21 protein-coding genes are annotated in these 18772 nt (G+C 41.7%); 14 read left to right on the top strand and 7 right to left on the bottom strand.

All coding sequences use genetic code 11. The features are described 5' to 3' along the window. The first annotated feature begins 141 nt into the window (after positions 1 to 141). Positions 142 to 3117 (top strand): response regulator, encoded by a 2976-nt coding sequence (locus tag ACYRY3_RS27545; protein ID WP_460204833.1) that lies wholly within the window; start codon positions 142 to 144, stop codon positions 3115 to 3117. A 412-nt stretch (positions 3118 to 3529) separates the two neighbouring features. Beyond that, positions 3530 to 4081 carry a hypothetical protein gene (locus tag ACYRY3_RS27550; RefSeq protein WP_460204835.1) on the top strand — a complete coding sequence of 184 codons (552 nt, stop codon included), beginning with the start codon at positions 3530 to 3532 and terminating at the stop codon, positions 4079 to 4081. Positions 4082 to 4109: 28 nt separating this feature from the next. Here the strand turns inward: ACYRY3_RS27550 and ACYRY3_RS27555 are convergent, their stop codons facing one another. Continuing rightward, positions 4110 to 4412, bottom strand: a complete 303-nt coding sequence (locus ACYRY3_RS27555; protein ID WP_460204836.1) for an antibiotic biosynthesis monooxygenase family protein — start codon at positions 4410 to 4412, stop codon at positions 4110 to 4112. A gap of 32 nt (positions 4413 to 4444) precedes the next feature. Here ACYRY3_RS27555 and ACYRY3_RS27560 point away from each other — a divergent pair, with 32 nt between their 5' ends. Together ACYRY3_RS27560 and ACYRY3_RS27565 are read left to right on the top strand one after the other, a co-directional pair. Next, entirely contained in the window at positions 4445 to 4633 is a 189-nt protein-coding gene (locus ACYRY3_RS27560) for a hypothetical protein (RefSeq protein WP_460204837.1), read from the top strand. Next, a complete protein-coding gene (locus tag ACYRY3_RS27565; protein ID WP_460204839.1) occupies positions 4572 to 4931 on the top strand; it encodes a hypothetical protein in 360 nt (119 codons plus the stop codon). The genes ACYRY3_RS27560 and ACYRY3_RS27565 overlap by 62 nt, the downstream gene beginning before the upstream one ends. Positions 4932 to 4968: 37 nt before the next feature. Here ACYRY3_RS27565 and murG read toward each other — a convergent pair whose 3' ends face one another. After that, on the bottom strand, positions 4969 to 6042 hold the full coding sequence (gene murG, locus ACYRY3_RS27570; protein WP_460204841.1) for an undecaprenyldiphospho-muramoylpentapeptide beta-N-acetylglucosaminyltransferase: 1074 nt from the start codon (positions 6040 to 6042) through the stop codon (positions 4969 to 4971). Positions 6043 to 6128: 86 nt separating this feature from the next. On the opposite strand from murG, the gene ACYRY3_RS27575 reads away from it, so the two are divergent. The 5 genes from ACYRY3_RS27575 to ACYRY3_RS27595 all read left to right on the top strand — a co-directional run bounded on the left by ACYRY3_RS27575 (position 6129) and on the right by ACYRY3_RS27595 (position 9991). Continuing rightward, a complete protein-coding gene (locus ACYRY3_RS27575) occupies positions 6129 to 6935 on the top strand; it encodes a Cif family virulence factor (RefSeq protein WP_460204842.1) in 807 nt (268 codons plus the stop codon). A gap of 82 nt (positions 6936 to 7017) precedes the next feature. After that, on the top strand, positions 7018 to 7788 hold the full coding sequence (locus ACYRY3_RS27580; protein ID WP_460204843.1) for an SDR family oxidoreductase: 771 nt from the start codon (positions 7018 to 7020) through the stop codon (positions 7786 to 7788). Positions 7789 to 7977: 189 nt separating this feature from the next. Beyond that, positions 7978 to 8751 carry a ZIP family metal transporter gene (locus ACYRY3_RS27585; RefSeq protein ID WP_460204846.1) on the top strand — a complete coding sequence of 258 codons (774 nt, stop codon included), beginning with the start codon at positions 7978 to 7980 and terminating at the stop codon, positions 8749 to 8751. A gap of 101 nt (positions 8752 to 8852) precedes the next feature. After that, complete coding sequence (locus tag ACYRY3_RS27590; protein WP_460204847.1) at positions 8853 to 9254, top strand: VOC family protein; 402 nt, start codon at positions 8853 to 8855, stop codon at positions 9252 to 9254. Between the two features lie 20 nt (positions 9255 to 9274). Next, the gene (locus ACYRY3_RS27595) at positions 9275 to 9991 is read left to right on the top strand and encodes an SDR family oxidoreductase (RefSeq protein ID WP_460204848.1); all 717 of its coding nucleotides are present in this window, start codon (positions 9275 to 9277) and stop codon (positions 9989 to 9991) included. Positions 9992 to 10438: 447 nt separating this feature from the next. On the opposite strand, the gene ACYRY3_RS27600 is transcribed toward ACYRY3_RS27595, so the two are convergent. After that, positions 10439 to 11137, bottom strand: a complete 699-nt coding sequence (locus ACYRY3_RS27600; RefSeq protein ID WP_460204849.1) for an HAD family hydrolase — start codon at positions 11135 to 11137, stop codon at positions 10439 to 10441. Positions 11138 to 11295: 158 nt separating this feature from the next. On the opposite strand from ACYRY3_RS27600, the gene ACYRY3_RS27605 reads away from it, so the two are divergent. The 4 genes from ACYRY3_RS27605 (at position 11296) to ACYRY3_RS27620 (ending at position 13239) form a co-directional block, all read left to right on the top strand. After that, positions 11296 to 11895, top strand: coding sequence for a MiaE family protein (locus ACYRY3_RS27605; protein WP_460204983.1), 600 nt, complete (start codon positions 11296 to 11298; stop codon positions 11893 to 11895). A 123-nt stretch (positions 11896 to 12018) separates the two neighbouring features. Beyond that, the gene (locus ACYRY3_RS27610; RefSeq protein WP_460204851.1) at positions 12019 to 12507 is read left to right on the top strand and encodes a GNAT family N-acetyltransferase; all 489 of its coding nucleotides are present in this window, start codon (positions 12019 to 12021) and stop codon (positions 12505 to 12507) included. A 165-nt stretch (positions 12508 to 12672) separates the two neighbouring features. Continuing rightward, a complete protein-coding gene (locus tag ACYRY3_RS27615) occupies positions 12673 to 12873 on the top strand; it encodes an NblA/ycf18 family protein (protein WP_460204852.1) in 201 nt (66 codons plus the stop codon). A gap of 117 nt (positions 12874 to 12990) precedes the next feature. Further along, on the top strand, positions 12991 to 13239 hold the full coding sequence (locus ACYRY3_RS27620; protein ID WP_460204853.1) for a hypothetical protein: 249 nt from the start codon (positions 12991 to 12993) through the stop codon (positions 13237 to 13239). Positions 13240 to 13245: 6 nt separating this feature from the next. On the opposite strand, the gene ACYRY3_RS27625 is transcribed toward ACYRY3_RS27620, so the two are convergent. Beyond that, a complete protein-coding gene (locus ACYRY3_RS27625) occupies positions 13246 to 14001 on the bottom strand; it encodes a DUF3120 domain-containing protein (RefSeq protein WP_460204854.1) in 756 nt (251 codons plus the stop codon). Between the two features lie 542 nt (positions 14002 to 14543). Between ACYRY3_RS27625 and ACYRY3_RS27630 the strand changes: the two genes are divergently transcribed. Next, complete coding sequence (locus ACYRY3_RS27630; protein ID WP_460204855.1) at positions 14544 to 15497, top strand: undecaprenyl-diphosphate phosphatase; 954 nt, start codon at positions 14544 to 14546, stop codon at positions 15495 to 15497. 198 nt (positions 15498 to 15695) lie between these two features. Here ACYRY3_RS27630 and ACYRY3_RS27635 read toward each other — a convergent pair whose 3' ends face one another. From ACYRY3_RS27635 to ACYRY3_RS27645, 3 genes are all read right to left on the bottom strand, one after another. After that, positions 15696 to 16595 carry an ABC transporter substrate-binding protein gene (locus ACYRY3_RS27635; protein ID WP_460204856.1) on the bottom strand — a complete coding sequence of 300 codons (900 nt, stop codon included), beginning with the start codon at positions 16593 to 16595 and terminating at the stop codon, positions 15696 to 15698. A 260-nt stretch (positions 16596 to 16855) separates the two neighbouring features. Beyond that, positions 16856 to 17647, bottom strand: coding sequence for an ABC transporter ATP-binding protein (locus tag ACYRY3_RS27640; protein WP_460204857.1), 792 nt, complete (start codon positions 17645 to 17647; stop codon positions 16856 to 16858). Then, positions 17647 to 18633: a FecCD family ABC transporter permease gene (locus tag ACYRY3_RS27645; protein ID WP_460204858.1), complete on the bottom strand. Its 987-nt coding sequence runs from the start codon at positions 18631 to 18633 to the stop codon at positions 17647 to 17649. The genes ACYRY3_RS27640 and ACYRY3_RS27645 overlap by 1 nt, the downstream gene beginning before the upstream one ends. Positions 18634 to 18772 lie beyond the last annotated feature (139 nt).

An 18772-nucleotide genomic window follows, 5' to 3' on the forward strand; every position in this document is an offset into this window, starting at 1 on the left:
CAGTTATCTCTGAAAAAATATTTATGAATTTTGAATTTCATTAAGGTATAATTGTTAATTTGCTTGGGCACAACAGTTGCACTCCGGTCAATAAAAAATTCAAAATTCATGCTATAAATAATTAGCAGGGATAAAGTCTACATGGAAAAGGATATTCAAAATATAGAAATTTTGTTGCTAGAAGACACACAAAAAGATAAAGATGAATTACTGGAAACCCTTAACAAAAAAGGTTACGGAATTCAAAGATTATCTTTCAAACAACAATCTGTTAACACTACTCTGCTTGAACAACCCGATATTATTGTCCTGGATATTATCATGTCGTCTACAGGAGGATATGAAATATGCCAACAGTTAAAGTCTAACGAAAAAACTCATAATATTCCAATAATTGTTATTAGCATTGTCAATGATATTGCAGAAAGATTAAGATTCTTAAAACTAGGAATTGCTGAATATATTACTAAACCAGTACATTTAGAAGAAATTTTATTACGTATAGAAAATCAAATTAACAATCAAAGATTGCAAAAACAGTTAAAAGAGCAAAATTTACAACTGCAAAATGAAATTAAAAATCGTCTAGAACGAGAGCTAGCACTAAAAGAAGCTCACCTCAATGCTTTCTTCAATAGCTCTCCTATAGGTATGAAAATTGTAGATTCTCAACTGCGATGCGTGCAAATCAATGAACTGCTTGCGGAGATGACTGGGTTACCCGTACTAGACCATATTGGCAGAACTATTCGTGAAGCCATTCCCCACATGGCATCGTTGATAGAAACAAAATATCAACAAGTCCTGACAACTGGTCAAGCTATTATTAACCAAGAAGTAAGTGTGACATTACCCCAGCAACCAGATGTGACGCGTTACTTCCTAGTATCTTACTTTCCTATTCCTGGGGAAAACGGTCAGTACTCCGGAGTAGGTACAGTGGCAGTAGAAATTTCTCAGCGAAAGCAGGCAGAAGTGGCTTTAAGGGAAAGTGCAGACAGGGAAAGAGCCATATCCCAAGTCATTCAAAGCATGCGTCAAACATTGGATCTGGAAACAATATTTACTTCAACAACACAAAAATTGCGGCAAGTGCTCAATTGCGATCGCGTGGTTGTGTATCGTTTTAATCCTGACTGGAGTGGTGAGTTTATTGCAGAGTCCGTGGGGCAAGGTTGGACTTCTATTATTGAAGAATATAGAAATGACCCCAACTTTACTAGGAATACTCTAGAGAACGAACGTTGTATCGTTCAAATGTTGGACAATCAAGCTAACCAAGTCTTGGATACTTATTTGCAAGAAACTCAGGGTGGTGCATACAGCAGTGGTGCAAGTTTCGTGTCTGTTCCAGATATTTACAAAGCTGAATATGACTCTTGTTACATCAACCTTTTAGAACGGTTTCAAGCCAAAGCTTATATTACTGTTCCCATATTCTGTGGCGATCAACTTTGGGGTTTACTCGCAAGTTATCAAAATTCCGGTTCTCGCGCATGGAAAACGGGAGAAATCAATATTGCCGTGCAAATTGGCAATCAGTTAGGAGTTGCACTACAGCAGGCAGAATTATTGGCGAAAACTCAACAGCAGTCAACAGCGTTGCAACAAGCTGTCATAGCCGCTGATGCTGCTAACCATGCCAAGAGTGAATTTCTAGCTAACATGAGTCATGAGTTACGTACCCCACTCAACGCTATCCTTGGCTTTACTCAACTGATGAGTCGCGATCGCACTCTGTCTTCAGAAAATCAGCAGAATTTAGAAATTATTAATCGTGCAGGGGAACACCTACTCAATTTAATTAACGACATTCTAGAAATGTCTAAAATCGAAGCAGGTAGAACAACATTAAACATCACCAATTTTGACTTACATCATTTATTAGATAACCTGCAACAAATGCTGCATTTGCGTGCAGTATCTAAAGCTATAGAACTCGTGTTTGAGCTAGATCTAAATCTTCCCCAGTACGTGCAAGGCGATGCCAGTAAACTGCGTCAAGTATTACTCAATCTGTTAGGAAATGCCATCAAGTTTACCAATAGTGGCACTGTGACACTACGAGTGTCTTTAGGACAAGAGGATAAGGTAAACCGAGAGGAATTGTCTGCCTTGTCCCCCCTCCTCTTCTTTGAGGTACAAGACACTGGTCCTGGAATTGCACCTCATGAAATAGACTTACTGTTTGAAGCCTTTGGGCAAACGGAAACTGGGAGAAAATCGCAACAAGGAACAGGGTTGGGTTTGGCGATTTGCCAGAAATACGTGCATCTTATGGGGGGTGAGATTAGCGTTTGCAGTACTGTAGGTGAGGGTAGTACATTTGCTTTTCACATTCAGATTGCACTCACCAACAACAGCGAAAATTCCACCATTCCAGTTCCAAATCGAGTTATTAGTTTAGCACCAAATCAACCCGAGTACCGTATCTTAGTGGTAGATGATGCGCTTGAGAGTCGTTTATTACTAGTGAAATTACTGTCAGCTGTTGGCTTTAGCGTCCGCGAAGCAGCAAATGGTGCTCAAGCTATCTTAGAGTGGGAGTCTTGGCAACCCCATATCATTTTAATGGATATGCGAATGCCAGTTATGGATGGCTACGAAGCGACGAGACAGATTAAGGCAAGGGAAAAGATAAGGGGACAGGGAAATAAGGAAGCCATTTCTCCCTTATCTTCCCCTACTCCCCGTACTGTGATTATCGCCTTTACTGCCAGCGCCTTTGAGGAACAAAGAACATCTATGATTCAGGCTGGTTGCGATGATTTTATTAAAAAGCCATTTCGAGAAGAATTGCTACTAGAACAACTCAGACAATATTTGGGTCTGCAGTATCTTTATGAAGAAGAAGACAAGTCTGTAGACGCTGAAGGAAACAAGTCACTAGAAGAAATTTTGTCGTCAAGTGAGGTACTTCTTGATTTATCTCAGATGTCTTGTGAGTGGCTAAGCGAGCTAAACCTTGCCGCCGCTCAATGTAGTGATGAGTTAATTTTGAACCTGATTGGGCAAATTCCAACAGAGTATGCGCGTTTAGCATTACTTTTGACGGGTTTAGCTCATGACTTCCAGTTTGAAAAAATCATGCAATTAACTGACTTAGCGCTGTCCTAAGACCTTATGCATCGTCCTACCCTTATGCATAAGTCGCATGGTAGATGTTTTCTCTTGCTATCTCCATTAAGTTGTAGATCTTATGGAAAAAATGAAAGTAATAGGAGTAGCTCGTGAATAGTGAAAGCGATGGCGATCGCGGTAGTGGCAGGCAGTAAAAATACTCAGTACGTCAGCACAAATAAAGTTAGCTCGTTTGACTCCTGCGTAGTGGTACTAACCCAATCTGTCCCCAGAAGCAGGTGTCGGCTCTGTGTTACAAACAATTAATTATCTTTGGATGGAGGGTAGCCTTTCAAACCAAATGTTATGCTTTGGTTTATATTATTCCTCTTATTACAGTGCTTTTCAGCTTAACACAGTGCTTAGCCCAAAGATAGTAAAAGTTCCGCAAAAATTGGCAGAGGAGCAAATGCAAAAAGAGCGTATGCATGATGTTCTTCTCCTACTGGCTCATTTAGTTAAAAGTGAGGAAGCCACCGTAAAGCTTATCTTAGATGCTCTCTACGATGTTGCTTCAGTTAACCTAATTAACAAAAAGCTTCAGAGTCGCTCCCTCAACGCTATTGCAAAATCAATTGCTAGAATGTCCAAACCAGTCTTTAGAATCTTTGCTTTGCGTTGGGTTCAAAAGAATTGTCCCCAATTGATTACTAACTGGTTGTACTTACAAGTGAGTTTCACAGTTTTACAAACAACACCAGCTCCCGCAGTCACAGTCCCAGAAGTTCCATTAAATTCTCTACCGCCAATAGAAAACACTAGCCGAGAAGAGATTAAGCGCCTCCGTTCCGAGGTGAGATATCTGGCTGGAATTGCAATGGGGGCGCTTGCTGCTCTAGCTAGCACTCTCGTTTGGGTAAACCGCAGCCCCCAAGCTAGAGCCATCTATTCTTGCAACACTTCTTCAACGGGTATTTGTGTTCCAGCAAATGCGGACTCTTTTGACGATCGCACCAGGTAGCCATCAGATAGCAGGGGTTGACAGATTATCAAATGCCGTTGCTTGCCACTATCTCGTAATGTTCTACAATCGGAAACGGGTCGTAAAAATGGTGCAACAAGCAACGCCATTTTTGATATTCTGATGATTGTCGAAAACCTACTGTATGGTCTTCTAGCTTCTCCCAACGCACAAGCAAAATGTATTGGTTTTCAACTTCTAAACACCGTTGCAGCTCGTGGCTTATATAACCCGACATTGAAGAAATTATTGATGATGCTGTCTTGAAAGCTGTCTCAAATTCAGCAGATTTCCCTAGTTTTACCTGAAGGATTGCAACTTCTAAAATCATATTTCTTTATAATACATAAGTAGAACACAAAAATGCAAGTACAAGGGAACCGGGAACCGGGACTGCATTTGGTGGCTAATTTTTGTCAAAGTGTCATGGAACCGGGAGGGAATGTTTATGTGTTATCGGGCAAAGGTGTTCAAATTCCTTATAACTGGGATGGCAGTATTGGGAGTCAGTTCCTTCACTCATCAACTGGCGTGGGCGCAAAGCAATCGTAGCTCCTATCCATCCCAAGGTACAGGCAATTATCTCAACTATCCTTCTGGAACTCGCGTCTATCCTAATGGCAGAATAACGACACCGACTGGAGGTACAATTTATCCTTCCAATACCATTGATAATGGCAATGGCTCCAAAACCTACTACTACCAAAATGGAACGCGTGTCATCATCAGGAAAGAAACAGTTAACAATGGTGGAGCATTTCTCAGTCCAAATAGCTCGAATGGAGGGTTGCCAACGAGCCCCAATCAAACGCTCCCGGCTCCAGGAAACTTCAATCGAGGGCTAAAATAGATAACCTCAATTTCTCATTTTTCATTTGTCAATGGTTCTACTTTTCTACCACATCACGCACCAGCTGCGCCAACTTGTTAGCACTATCGGGAACAGCGATCGCTTTTGCTGCATCCCCCATCTTTCTCAATTCTTCCGGATTGTGCAACAATTCCAAAACTTTTGTTTGTAATACCGATTCTGTTAACTCGGACTGTTTAAAAACCATCGCTGCATTAACCGAAGTAAAAACTTTGGCATTGTAAGTTTGATGGTCTTCCGCTGCAAAAGGATAAGGGATCAAAATCGCTGGTGTACCGCAAACCGCCATTTCTGTTAAACTACCCGCTCCAGAACGAGTAATTGCCAGATTTGCCCTTTGCAACAAAGCAGCCATATTACTATAGAATGGTAACGAAATATATTGCGGATGCTTTAAGCTTTCAGTTTCTGGGTCTTTGTCACCAGTCAAATGGACTACCCAAGCACCAGCATCAAACCAAGGATTTGCACACTGGCGCACCAGCTTATTGATAGCAACCGCGCCCTGGCTACCACCAAACACAACAATTAAAGGAACTTCTTCCGGAATCGATAAATCCAGTGATGCGACACTTGTCTCATCTAAAAATTGCGATCGCACTGGAGTACCCGTGTAAACAGTTTTGGCACGAGACAAATATTGACTGGCAGCTTCAAACCCTATAGCCACAGCATTACACCAAGGACCAAAAAATCGCGTGACTTTACCCGGTAAGGCATTGGATTCGTGAAGAATAACAGGCAAACCCAAAGAACGTGCGGCAATCACGGCAGGTCCTGCGATGTAACCACCTGTTGTGAAAACTCCCTGAAATTTTCCTTGTTGTAAGATTTTCCTAACTTGCAAAACCGAACCGATAAGTCTTCCCAATACCCTCAGCGACGCCAGCCCAAAACCTTGCTGAAATCCTTCTACTGAAATAGTATTCAAGGGATACTGTTTGGGAACTAGCTGTGTTTCTAACCGATCTGGAACACCAAGCCATTCTATTTGATAATCGCTCAATTGTTCGGCTAGTGCGATAGCGGGAAACAAGTGTCCGCCAGTTCCACTAGCAGCTATTAATAATCGTATAGGAGTGTGTACCATCAACCCTCGACCCCAAAGCGCCTATTGTAACTTAAGATTAAACAATTTCCGTCCCTACTGTAGATAAATTGTCGAACCTATCACCAATGCGTAACCTTGTTACCTCTCTACTCCAACGTAAATCACAAACCAGCCGCTTGCTAGCTATTTCCCTGCTGGCATTAGGATTACTAACTAGTTTGAAATGCGCTCAAGCAGGTACAGCCCAAAATGCACCTGCTGAACTCAAAAACCTACTTGCACAAGTAGATACTGCGGCAAACCGGGCTGATGTTAAAGGGGTTATCCAGTTATACAGCCCTAATTTCACTCACGGTGATGGCTTGACCCGTCAAAATATGGAAAAAGCTTTAACAGGTCTGTGGCAGCGATATCCAAAATTGAAATACACCACTCAACTCCAATCTTGGAAGCCAGAGGGCAATGGGATTGTTGCTGAAACGGTGACCAATATAACTGGCAGTCCCTCGCCTACAAGTGGTAACTTAGCTCTCAAAGCCACGATTAAGTCGCGCCAGCGCATTGTAGGTGGCAAAATTGTCCGTCAGGACATTTTATCTGAACGCACCCTTTTAACATCTGGTGCTAAACCACCCCAAATAGACTTAAAGCTACCCGAGCAAGTTAAAGTAAATCAGCAGTATAATCTAGACGCGGTTGTCCAAGAACCTCTCGGAGATGATTATCTGCTTGGCGCAGCCTTGGAAGAACCCATCAAGCCAGACAAGTACTTAACCCCCACAACAGTAGACTTGGAATTACTGTCTTCTGGCGGAATTTTTAAAATTGGACGGGCACCCTCTGTTCCTGGTAGCCAATGGATTTCTGCCGTCGTTATGCGGGGAGAAGGAACGACAATGATAACTCAGCGGTTGCAAGTCGTGAAAAAATAATCAATAGTCCTTTGTCCTTTGTCCTTCGTTATTACAAATGACTTTTGACAAATGACTCTTGACAAATGACTCGTAACTAAAAATGCTTTCTCTTGAGAATCAAATTGTATTAATTACTGGTGCAAGCAGCGGAATTGGTGCTGCTTGTGCCAAATTATTTGCTAATGCAGGTGCGAAACTTATTTTAGCTGCACGCCGATTGGAGCGCTTGCAGGAACTCGTAGAAACGTTAGATACCACTTCTGTAGAAGTTCATTTGTTACAATTAGATGTACGTGATGTCACTGCTGTAGAGTCTGCTATCTCTAGCTTACCTCCATCCTGGTATGACATTGATATCCTTATAAATAACGCAGGTTTGAGCCGTGGTTTGGATAAAGTCCACGAAGCCAGTATTCAAGACTGGGAGGAAATGATTGATACTAATGTTAAAGGTTTGCTTTACTTGACCCGTTATGTTGTTCCTGGAATGGTGAGTCGCGATCGCGGTCATGTGGTCAATATTGGTTCTATTGCCGGACATCAAACCTATCCTGGTGGAAACGTCTATTGTGCAACCAAAGCTGCTGTCAAAGCAATTACCGAAGGTTTGAAACAAGACTTGTTAGGAACCTCTATCCGCGTCAGTTCCGTTGACCCAGGGATGGTAGAAACAGAATTTAGCGAAGTCCGCTTTCACGGTGATACCGAACGTGCCAAAAAAGTTTACCAGGGCGTCACTCCCCTGACTCCAAATGATATTGCTGATGTCGTCCTTTTCTGCGTGACTCGACCAGCCCACGTCAATATTAATGAAGTTATATTAATGCCAGTTGACCAAGCTAGCGCGACTTTGGTGAATCGCAAGGTTTAGCAAGCTAGTCCTTGGTCATTTGTCATTTGTAAAGTTATCGCCCTACAAATTCAACGCAGGTTTTACAACCAGCGGAAAATTTTTCCCAGCCAGTTGCAACTCATAGTCATTATGAGTATGATTTAGATAAGAAACTCAGTTGAGGACTGGAAATGAGTTCTCAACAACTAGGTAGGAATAACTCCAGGTATGGAAAACCTTGTTATTGGTGCGATCGCCAGTTTAGGTGCGGGATTTGCGACATTTATCGGAGCCTTGCCGATTTTATTGCCCATTAATCTTACACAAAGAGTACAGGGAATCATGCTGGGGTTTGGTGGAGGAGTGATGTTAGCCGCAACATCGTTTTCGCTAATTTTACCTGGTACTGAGTCAGCGATTGCTCAAGGTTACTCTAAAGCAAGTGCTGCTTTCATAATGGTGGCAGGTATTTTGCTGGGGGGAGCCTTTTTACAATTGGCACATAGATTATTGCCACACGAACATTTTTTTAAAGGAAAAGAAAATGTCCGCAGCAATAACCTAAGAAGAATTTGGCTATTTATTGCTGCAATTACCATTCATAACTTTCCGGAGGGATTGGCAGTAGGAGTTAATTTTGGTAATAATAATATTCAAGACGGCATTCCTGTTGCTTTAGGCATTGGCTTGCAAAATCTTCCAGAAGGGTTAGTAGTCGCATTATCTTTAGTATCTGAAAAATATTCAGCAGGTTATGCTCTTTGGATTTCACTGCTAACAGGTTTAGTCGAACCAATTGGTGGTGTAATCGGTGCTGGTGTGGTGAGTATTGCGAATTTTGTCTTACCTTGGGCAATGGCATTTGCAGCAGGGGCAATGTTGTTTGTTATTAGTGATGAAATTATTCCCGAGTCTCATCAAAAAGGCTTGGAAAAAGAAGGAACTATTGGTGTGATGTTTGGTTTTGTTGTGATGATGTTTTTGGACATTGCTTTAGGGTAAGTAGTTAGTGGTTAGTCATTAGTAGTTAGTAGTGATTTGTGAGTAACTACTGTCTGGTAAGCAATCAGAAGTTTTATAAGCAATAAGAAAAGGAGCGGAATATGAATTTTAATTTTCTTCGCTTTGAACACATAAATATAGCTTGCAAAGATATAGATGCAAGCCGGAAGTTTTATCAAACCCTATTCCCCGATTGGTATGTGCGTGCTGAAGGTGTTTTCAATGGTAGACGCTGGATACATTTAGGTAATAGTCAGTTTTATCTGACCCTGAATGATGAACATGACCAAGAGCGGGTACACACGCCATATGAAGGCATTGGTATTAACCATGTTGGTTTTGTGATTCAGAATGGAGAAGACATGAAGCAACTGCTGGATAAAGAGGGCATTGAATACTACACAATGACAGCGCCTGAAACTAACCACAGGATTTATGTGAACGATCCCGATGGCAATGAAATTGAATTAGTGGAATATAACGCAGCCTACGCATTGAGATAAGAAGCAATAGTATAAAAACCATGACAACAACAGAGAAAATTGCAGTAGTCACAGGTGGAAATCGCGGTTTGGGATTTGAAGCTTCTCGTCAGTTAGCAAGAAAGGGATTTCGAGTTATTCTGACGAGTAGAGATGAAGAAAAAGGCAAAGTTGCTGCCGAAAGATTGCAGTCAGAGGGGTTAGATGTGATTTACCATCCTCTTGATATTACCAATAATGAAAGCAGCCAGACACTAGCCGAGTTTATTGACAAGCAATTTGGAAAACTTGATGTATTGGTCAATAATGCAGGAATATATATTGATGAAAAAGTAGGGGTAAACAGTGTTTTCAATACCAAAATTGACACTGTACAGCAAACAATGGAAACAAATGTTTACGGTGCTTTGCGAGTGACTCAGGCATTGATTCCATTGATGAAGAAACAGAACTACGGACGCGTAGTTAATGTGTCTTCTGGTATGGGACAACTTACGGATATGGGAGGAGGTTACACTGGCTATCGACTTTCTAAAACTGCATTGAATGCGTTAACGCGGATTTTTGCTAGTGAATTGCAAGGCACAAATATATTAGTCAATTCAGTTTGTCCCGGTTGGGTCAAAACTGATATGGGTGGTCCAGATGCAACTCGCACTCCAGAACAAGGAGTCGATACGATTGTGTGGTTGGCGACTCTTCCTAATGGTGGTGATACGGGTGGATTTTTCAGGGATAGACAACCAATAGATTGGTAACAAAGAAATTGGAATTATGAACAAATTAACCGCAAAGTACGCTCCTATTTGATTTTTGGCATAAACTTAGGTGGGGTTATGCCCTACCTAAACTAGTTAAAATTTTTTCTGAATAATTTAGGATTTCTATAGTTAAATATACCGATCGCTGATTGAGGAAAAATACTTGTTTTTTCAAGATACAACTCTATTTTGGTGGCTGGAAAACATTTCAACAACTAAAAACGTGACCATTCATACAATAAATATTTAACAAATGTTCTATGTTAACAAAACCCTTTACTTTTACACTTCCAGCGGAACTGTCCGCAAAAGAACCACCAGAGCGCCGGGGGTTTATCCGCGACCAAGTGCGATGAATGGTCATTAAACGAAATGGCGATCGCGTTACTCGTAGCTATTTCAACTGTATTGGTGAGTCCCTGCGCCCTGGTGATTTACTTATATTTAATACAAACCATTCCCTTCCAGCTTGCATAGCTCATCTAATAGTTCATTTGCTTCCTCTAAAGAATTCAACACTCGGTAAGTTAAACGGGTGATTTGAGGAGTCGGCGGTTCTAGATCGGGAACCATAATAGTACACATACCAGCGGAGAAAGCTGCTTCAACTCCAGCATAGGAGTCCTCAAAAACCACGCATTGGAAAGGAGGAATGTTAATTCTGCGACTTGCTTCCAGAAAAATATCAGGGGCTGGTTTGCCCTTAGGAACATCTTCGCTTGTGACTACTGTTACAAAGTATTGCTCGATACCAGCACTTTTCAAGCGTCGGATTGTTCTTACCAGAGATGTGCCGGTTGCTAATCCTAGAATTAATCCTAAATTGCTCAACTGATTCAGCAAATCCAATAAACCTGGTTTTAAAGGAAGACCTTCTTGGATTTCTCGTGAATCCCCGATCGCAATGCGTGCTGCTGTCACGGACTTAAAAGGAAAGGTTTCTCCATATCTTTTTTTAAGGACTTTTTCGCGCCATGATAGGTCTCGACCTACAAACTCTCTGTATAATTCATTGAATGATTTTTCGCTCATCACGTATCCATGATTTTCCAAAGCTTCCTTCCAAGCCCACCGAGCAATCCTCTCTGTGTCAAAAATCAAACCATCCATGTCAAAAATGGCGGCTTTGAACCCTTGCGGCATACCAAAGTCCTTATTACCGTGAAATTACTTATAGCAAAGTAGCTTCTTGACGAGCTTATCTATTGTATCCTAATAAGTATCTGTTCTTGAGAAACAAGAAATTAGCAAGCTTTTACGTCGTTATTTATATTGTTTATATAGCGTTTTGACCTATGACCGTGCTTTCATCTGAGTTTCCGACAATTAATGCCCTCAAGCAACCAACGAGTTCCGCTTGGGTTGAACAAGCCGTAGCAAATTTAGACACCATCCTCCTTGACCACTCCCAATGCGAGCGTAAAGCCGCAGGAGTCGCTTTGAACATGATATTTCGCTATCCTTCCAATGCCAAAATGGTGCGAGAACTAACCAAAATCGCCCGTGAAGAACTAGAGCATTTTGAACTCGTCAATCAATGGCTGGAGCGGCGGAATATTGCCCTGCGTCCCTTACAACCACCTCCTTATGGTGCGGGGTTAAAATCGCAAATTCGTCCCAAAGAACCAGATAGATTTTTAGACTCTTTGTTAGTTAGTGGTTTAATTGAAGCACGCAGTCACGAGCGCTTGGGATTGTTAGCAGCTCACTGCCCCGAACCGGAATTAGCAAAATTTTACCGTAGCTTAATGGCGTCTGAAGCTCGCCACTATGGTATATATTGGGTGCTGGCAGATACTTACTTTGACCGCGATCTTGTTAGGGAAAGGTTGGATGAATTGGCAGATGTCGAAAGCGAATTGTTAGTAAATTTACACCCAGAACCACGAATCCACAGCTAATAAGGTGGTCGGTATAAATTAAAGTTAGGCTTGTGAAGGTTGTCATCTGTCCATTGTCCTTAGTCATTGGCAAAGATAGAAGTTAATTTTTATACTGAACATAGCTGCTTTTATTTCCGCATAATGAGAAGTTACTATCGAGATTTTTTAATTCGTAGCTGGCAGGAGGGCGATCGCATTCCTGCGGCTGAAATCATTGGGACTGTCTTAGCAGAATACGGTTTGGGTTGGGAACCAGAGGGAGCAGATCGGGATGTGCTGCAAGTGGAAGAGTGTTACTTAGCAGTTGGGGGAGAATTTTGGGTAGTCGAACATCAAAACCAACTTGTGGGAACTGGAGCGTACTACCCAGTTAAGCGGGGGGACAAAGCAGTAGAGATCCGCAAGATGTATCTTCTACCCAGCGTTAGAGGTGTAGGGCTCGGGAAGCATTTGCTACAACAGCTAGAAGCGGCAATTATTGCCCGAGGCTTTCAGGAAATTTGGATTGAAACCGCTAGCGTATTAGTAGAAGCAGTGAAGCTTTATGAGAACAACGGGTATAAAAAGGCAACAGGTGTAGAAACAGCCCGTTGTGACAGGGTATATGTAAAGCCACTTCACAACAGATAAAACACTCTTATTGTGTTTCTGTATACAGAATTTTCACAAAATAATCGTTCTTAAGATGAGCCACACTTTAAACCTCTAGACAGGGCATGGTGCGGTCGGGGAAGGCTACTATCAAGATATAAATATTGAGATTTGTTAAACATTTCTTGACAAGATGGAATAAAGATGATGAGAAACTCTACCGAATTATCTATAGAACAGCAATTCAACCTAAGACTTTTTGCAGATTATGTACGGCAAATGTCGCGAGAACAAGCGCAGGATTTTCTAATCGAGCTGCACGAGCACATGATGCTTAAGGAAAATATGTACAAGTCTTTGGTGAAACAGGACTGGGGAATTGATACAGACTTTATGGCTGAATAGAGCAAGTGCATTTGGTTTGTAAACCCCCAAACTTGCAGTTTAGCTGAACTCAGAGACACCACTTCACTTGATTTGTTTGTAAAAAGTAACTTGAATTTTTAAACAAGGCAAATAACTATGAAAACTCAACAAGACCTTTCCGAGATGACACTATACCTGACTCAAACTTTAAAAGGATATGAGGTAATTCCAGCAAATTGGGGCTGGCATATTCACAAAGGAGATATGTACTGTGGATACCTAGAATATCAACAGACAGAAGGCTGGCAAGGTAGTGCTTTCAATACCTTCCCAACAAAAATAAAAGATCAACTGAAAAAGTTTGCAAAATTAGATTCTGCTTTCATGGTGCAAGCGATAGCTTAGATGCAGTCAGCAACCGATAATTGCAAACAATGTAAATGCCCCACTATTACTTGTTAATAGTGGGGTATAAGGGCTCGTAGATGAAGTAAACATTATGAAGAGTGTAGGTTGCTTGTAAGCTAGCGGTAGAATACCAACCGTCAGTAGCACTAAGACAAGCGCGATCGCCCAACCCTGTCCCCAAGGAGTTTGAACCTGCGCCACCGCACCTTGCAAAATCGGTGAGACATCCGCAGGTTCTACCTGCATAATTTCCCGCCAATAAGGTATTAAGTCTACTAAATAAAAATACATATCGGTCAGCACCGTACCGAATAGAGAACCCAAATAAAACCAGTTACCTATCTTGCCCCAATTCCGGCTCAAGCACCATAAAGCAAACGGCAAACCGATAGACTCCACAGGCAAATGCCAGAGTGGCTCCCAACGAAACCAGCCCCAGTATATTGAACCAGCCAGCCAGCTCCAGCTAAACCCCAACAGCAGATCGCCCCATGTGTGTGTAAAGGGACGTGACATTAATTTCAGACTCAGCCAGACCCATCCTCCTGTTAAAGTTAAACTCAGCCACGGCAGCATTCTCACCAGTGGCGCTTCGATAAAAACAGGCACAGACACTAGAAATACTGCTGCCGCAAATACCAACCATGCTGGTTGGGTGGCAACTTTCCACAATAACGGAATATCAGCACTTTTAGTTTGCTCGATAGATTGAATCGAAGGAGTAGAAGCAGCGTAGGAAGACAATGTATTGTTAACCAATGTTTTTAATATTTGTTACTTATCTTTATTTTATTTAAGATATCACAACATATATCCCCCCCTGGGGCATTTTGATTGTAACTTATTTTATTTTCAATTGAGTCATCTTTGAATTGGACAAATCGTGAAAACAGTATAAATTTTAAGATTTCAGTAAATTTACTTAGGTAATTTCAACAACTTAGGGTAAAAGCAGGGGATTCTTGCTATCATGAGCCGTTAGGTATTTTCAACAAAAAGTGAACAGGGAACAGGTAGGAAGCTTAATCTACGGGTTATCTTCAAACCGAGAACCTGAGGTGTTAATTTGGTATAACTTGGCATTGAGGGCGAAGATTCTGGGTGCAAATTGTCCGTAATTTCGTTCAAAGTACAGACGCTTCAAACAGTGCGTCTCTACAAAAAACCAGGTTTTCACTCCGAAATTACGCTAATAGGAGACTCCAAGCCCAACAAAAAGACTTTATTACCGGAAGGTTTGTGTAGGGAACTGTTTTTGAAATTGTTTGTAGAAGCAGAGATAGCGAAAAGCAGGTAAACTGATGGCTTTATCAAAACGTCAATTATTTTTCATTTTAAGTGTTGCATCTGCGACTCTTGCGGTTGTAGCAGCACCGATAAAAGCTCTAAGCACCCAAACTCCAGCCGCCAGTGGTGTACAACAAATGAATATTTTCCAAGCCTTTGTCTTGGGCTTTGTTCAAGGTGCTACAGAATTTTTACCTATTAGTAGCACGGCACACTTAAAAGTGGTTCCAGTGGTACTTGGTTGGGGAGATCCGGGAGTCGCTTTTACCGCTGTGATTCAGTTGGGTAGTATTGCCGCAGTACTGTGGTATTTCTGGGGCGATTTAACACAACTTATTACGGGCGCAGTCAAAGCAATTAGTCGTTCTGATTATCAAGACAAAGACTTTCGTGTCAGCTTGGGAATTATTATAGGAACTTTACCAATTGTCGTTTTCGGACTTTTAATTAAAAAATTTATTCCCGATTTTGATAATTCACCCCTACGGAGTATGACAGCAATTGCGATCGCTTCCATAGTCATGTCATTGTTGTTGGGTGTAGCGGAAAAGGTAGGCAAGCGGAAACGGGAATTTAGCCAATTGGAAATGTCAGATGGTATATCAATGGGATTTGCTCAAGCTATGGCTTTGCTTCCTGGGGTTTCTCGCTCTGGTTCGACTCTCACCGCAGGGCTTTTTATCGGTTTAGAGAGAGCAACAGCAGCAAGATTTTCCTTTCTACTGGGTATTCCCGCTATTACCCTCGCCGGGTTAGTCGAGTTAAAGGGCGTTTTGGAAGCCGGAGTAGGGGATATGCTTCCCTTAATTGTTGGAACCATTTCATCTGCAGTCTTTTCTTATCTTGCGATCGCAGGACTGTTACGCTTTCTTAAAACCCGAAGCACTTGGGTATTTATTTGGTACCGTTTGGTCTTTGGTATCGTGATTTTAAGTGCAATTGGTACGGGTTTATTAAAGAATATTTAAAAGAAGGCAACAGGGAACAGGGAACACTAAGTCAGTCGGTAAGAAAAAACGTAACTGGTAAGGGTCGTCCTTAGTCATTTGTCATTGGTAATTAGTAAGAGTTTCCAAGTTTTACAAACGAATCTTGGCTCCGTCAAAATTTCCCTGTTCCCTTCCTTGATAATAAATGACCAAGTACAAATAACTAAGGACAAATCACTACTGAACAGCCAAAGCTACTTTAAGTTGCTGACAAGCTTTTTCAATGGCATCTATACTACCAGGATTGACAAGCCCATAATAGTCAAACTCGTAAACTCGATTGTTTTTTGTAGCTTTAAGTTGATTCCAAAAAGGCTCTGATTTGAAAGATTGTAATAGACCTGGTTGCGGGCTAACAACAATAAGAACTTCAGGATTTGCTTCTAGAACTTTCTCAGCAGACAAAGTTATATAACCGGGTATGAGAATTTTTCCTTGCAAATCGGCTGCCACGTTTTTTGCCTGAAACTTTTCCAGCAAATTGCCCGCCCAACTTTTTCGATTTGGTGCCAAAATTGGTTGCCGACTAACTAACACTAAAGTAGAAGGATTTTGGCTGGGCTTGTCGGATAAAAAAGTTTGATAGCGATTTAAGAGTGGTGTTGGATCGGCATCAACTATTGTTGCCAAGGTCTTAGTTAATTCCTGCAAACCTTCCCAACTGTCAATTTTTGTAAGCAAAGTTTGAATACCCAACTCTTTCAGCTTGTTAGTTGTTTGATTGGAAAAACCCTCTGCACCAATAACTAAGTCTGGTTTTAAAGCTAAGATTTTCTCTAAATTAGGAGGTGCCTGACCTTCACTAACACGGGGAATGTCTTGAAAACGCGGGTCATTTTTAAATAAATTGCTACCAGCTATACCCACTAATTTTTTGCTATCCAATTTGGAGATAATATCAGTGGAAAGAGATGTAAGAGTGACGACTCTTTGTGCTGATTCTATGGGAGGTTTCTCTACTAAAGAACTAGCAGATGCTTCCGGATTATTTGCCTGTTCGTTTGCTGATTTTCCACAGGCAAATGTACTTAATGTTAAGAATATTAATAGCAAAATTAATATTAAGTACCGTCTCATATGAAGTGTAAAGGATGAAGGATGAAGGAAATTTTATCAAGAAATTGATGGGATTTTAACAATCTATTAATTTCTTTTTCATACTTTATTCTTCTTTCTTTTTACTTCCTTCCCAGGGAAACTAAACTTGACGCTCTTGGCGGTTTTTAATAGATGCTGGTGGGCAGTGCCCACCCTACTTCTTCTCTTGGCGGTTTTTAATAGATGCTGGTGGGCAGTGCCCACCCTACGTTTATCCTTCATCCTTTATCCTTCATCCTTCATCCTTTATCCTGATGAACGGGGAATAAGGGACAAATTTGCAAACCTACGGGAGTTTCCAATACAGCAATTTCTACACCCAAAACATCAGCTAAATTCTCCGCTGTTAATACTATTTTGGGTTCTCCTATTGCCCAAATTTTGCCTTGGCAAATGAGTGCAATGCGAGAACTATATCTTGCAGCTAAATTCACGTCATGCAACACAGTAATAATCGATAACTTTTGTTCGCGGTTAAGTTTTTGGAGTAAATTGAGTAACTGCAATTGGTAGCGTATATCTAAGTAAGTTGTTGGTTCGTCCAACAGCAACACTTGCGGATCTTGAGCTAATGCCAAAGCCAAAAAAGCTCTTTGTCGTTCACCACCAGATAATTGTTCTACAGCACGATCGCGAAAATCTTGCATTTGTGCCAGCACCAGAGCGTGTTCTACCTTCTCTCTATCCTCTGCATCTAATTCCCATTGCCACCAAGGCTGATGGGGCGTGCGTCCTAAAGATACCAATTGCCGGACTGTCAAGCCAGGGGGTATTGTTTGCTGCTGTGGCAAAAATGCCAGTTTTTGAGCAACATCGGTCGCTGTTTGAGTATGAATGGCTAAACCATCGAGAAGTACAGTTCCGGTTTGCGGTTTTAGCAAGCGACTGATTAGTTTGAGTAGGGTGGATTTTCCCGAACCGTTTGCACCAATTAAACTCAACCATTCACCGGCCTGTAATGCGAGGGAAATTTCTTGGACAATGGGTTTGCCTGCGTATCCACCAGTAAGATTTTTAGTTTCTAAGAGCATTATTTGCGGTTATACAGCAACCAAATAAAAAAAGGCGAACCAAGCAGTGAGGTAACTGCACCCACTGGTAACTCTACAGCGCCCAAGCGAGAAAGCAAATCGGCTCCTGTCAGAACTAAAGCACCACCTACAGCACTTAATGGCAAGACAAAGCGATAATCCGTGCCAACAAACAAGCGGATACCGTGGGGAACAATTAAGCCCACAAAGCCAATCAATCCAGCTACACTCACAGCACCTGCGGCTAATAATGTAGCAATAGCGCCTATTATAATGCGCGATCGCGCCAAGGAAACTCCCAACCCAACTGCCAAATCATCTCCCAAATTCAATAAATTGAGACTGCGACCAAGCAGAGATCCCAGTAACAAAGCTATACAGATATAGGGTCCTGCGATCGCAACAAGATTCCACCCTCTTCCGTTTAAACTTCCAATTAACCAACTTAACGCAGCTTGTATCTGCCCATCTTCTGCTAGTAACAACAACACCGATTGAATCGCTCCAAACAACGAGCTCACAGCCACTCCACCCAAAATTAACCTTTCAATGGAAATACCATCACCAGTGCGAGCGAGAATATAAACGAACAGAGTCGTTAACAAGCTACCAACCCATGCAGCAAACGGAATCCAACTTTGCACTACCCCAAGAGCGAAGATTGGTACAGCAACTAAGCCCGCGCCAGCAGAAATACCAAGCAAGAATGGATCTGCCAGTCCATTGCGGAGCATTCCCTGAAGCAGTGCGCCAGACATTCCTAAGGCTGCACCCACCAGCATTGCTGCTAGTGTTCGGGGCAACCGCAAATCCCAAATAATGGTTTGAGCCAGTGTATCGCCTTGACGAAGTACTGCTTGCCATAATTGGAAAGGGCTGATTGCGACTGCTCCAAAAGATAAGGAAACCGCCATCAAGAGCAGAAGTACTGCACACAGTAGTAAAGTTGCTATCAAAACACGGTTGTTTGGGATGATTTTTCTCACTCAAATTAGAATTTGTTATTTTTAATACTTAGACTTGATAATAAAAAGTGAATTTTCTTTTTATTTTATAAGCCGATGCTCATTCACTGTCCAGTCTTTTGCATGACGGGTGTCCGTATTTATGAGTACAATGCTCACC

The sequence above is a fragment of the Scytonema sp. NUACC21 genome (assembly GCF_054684315.1).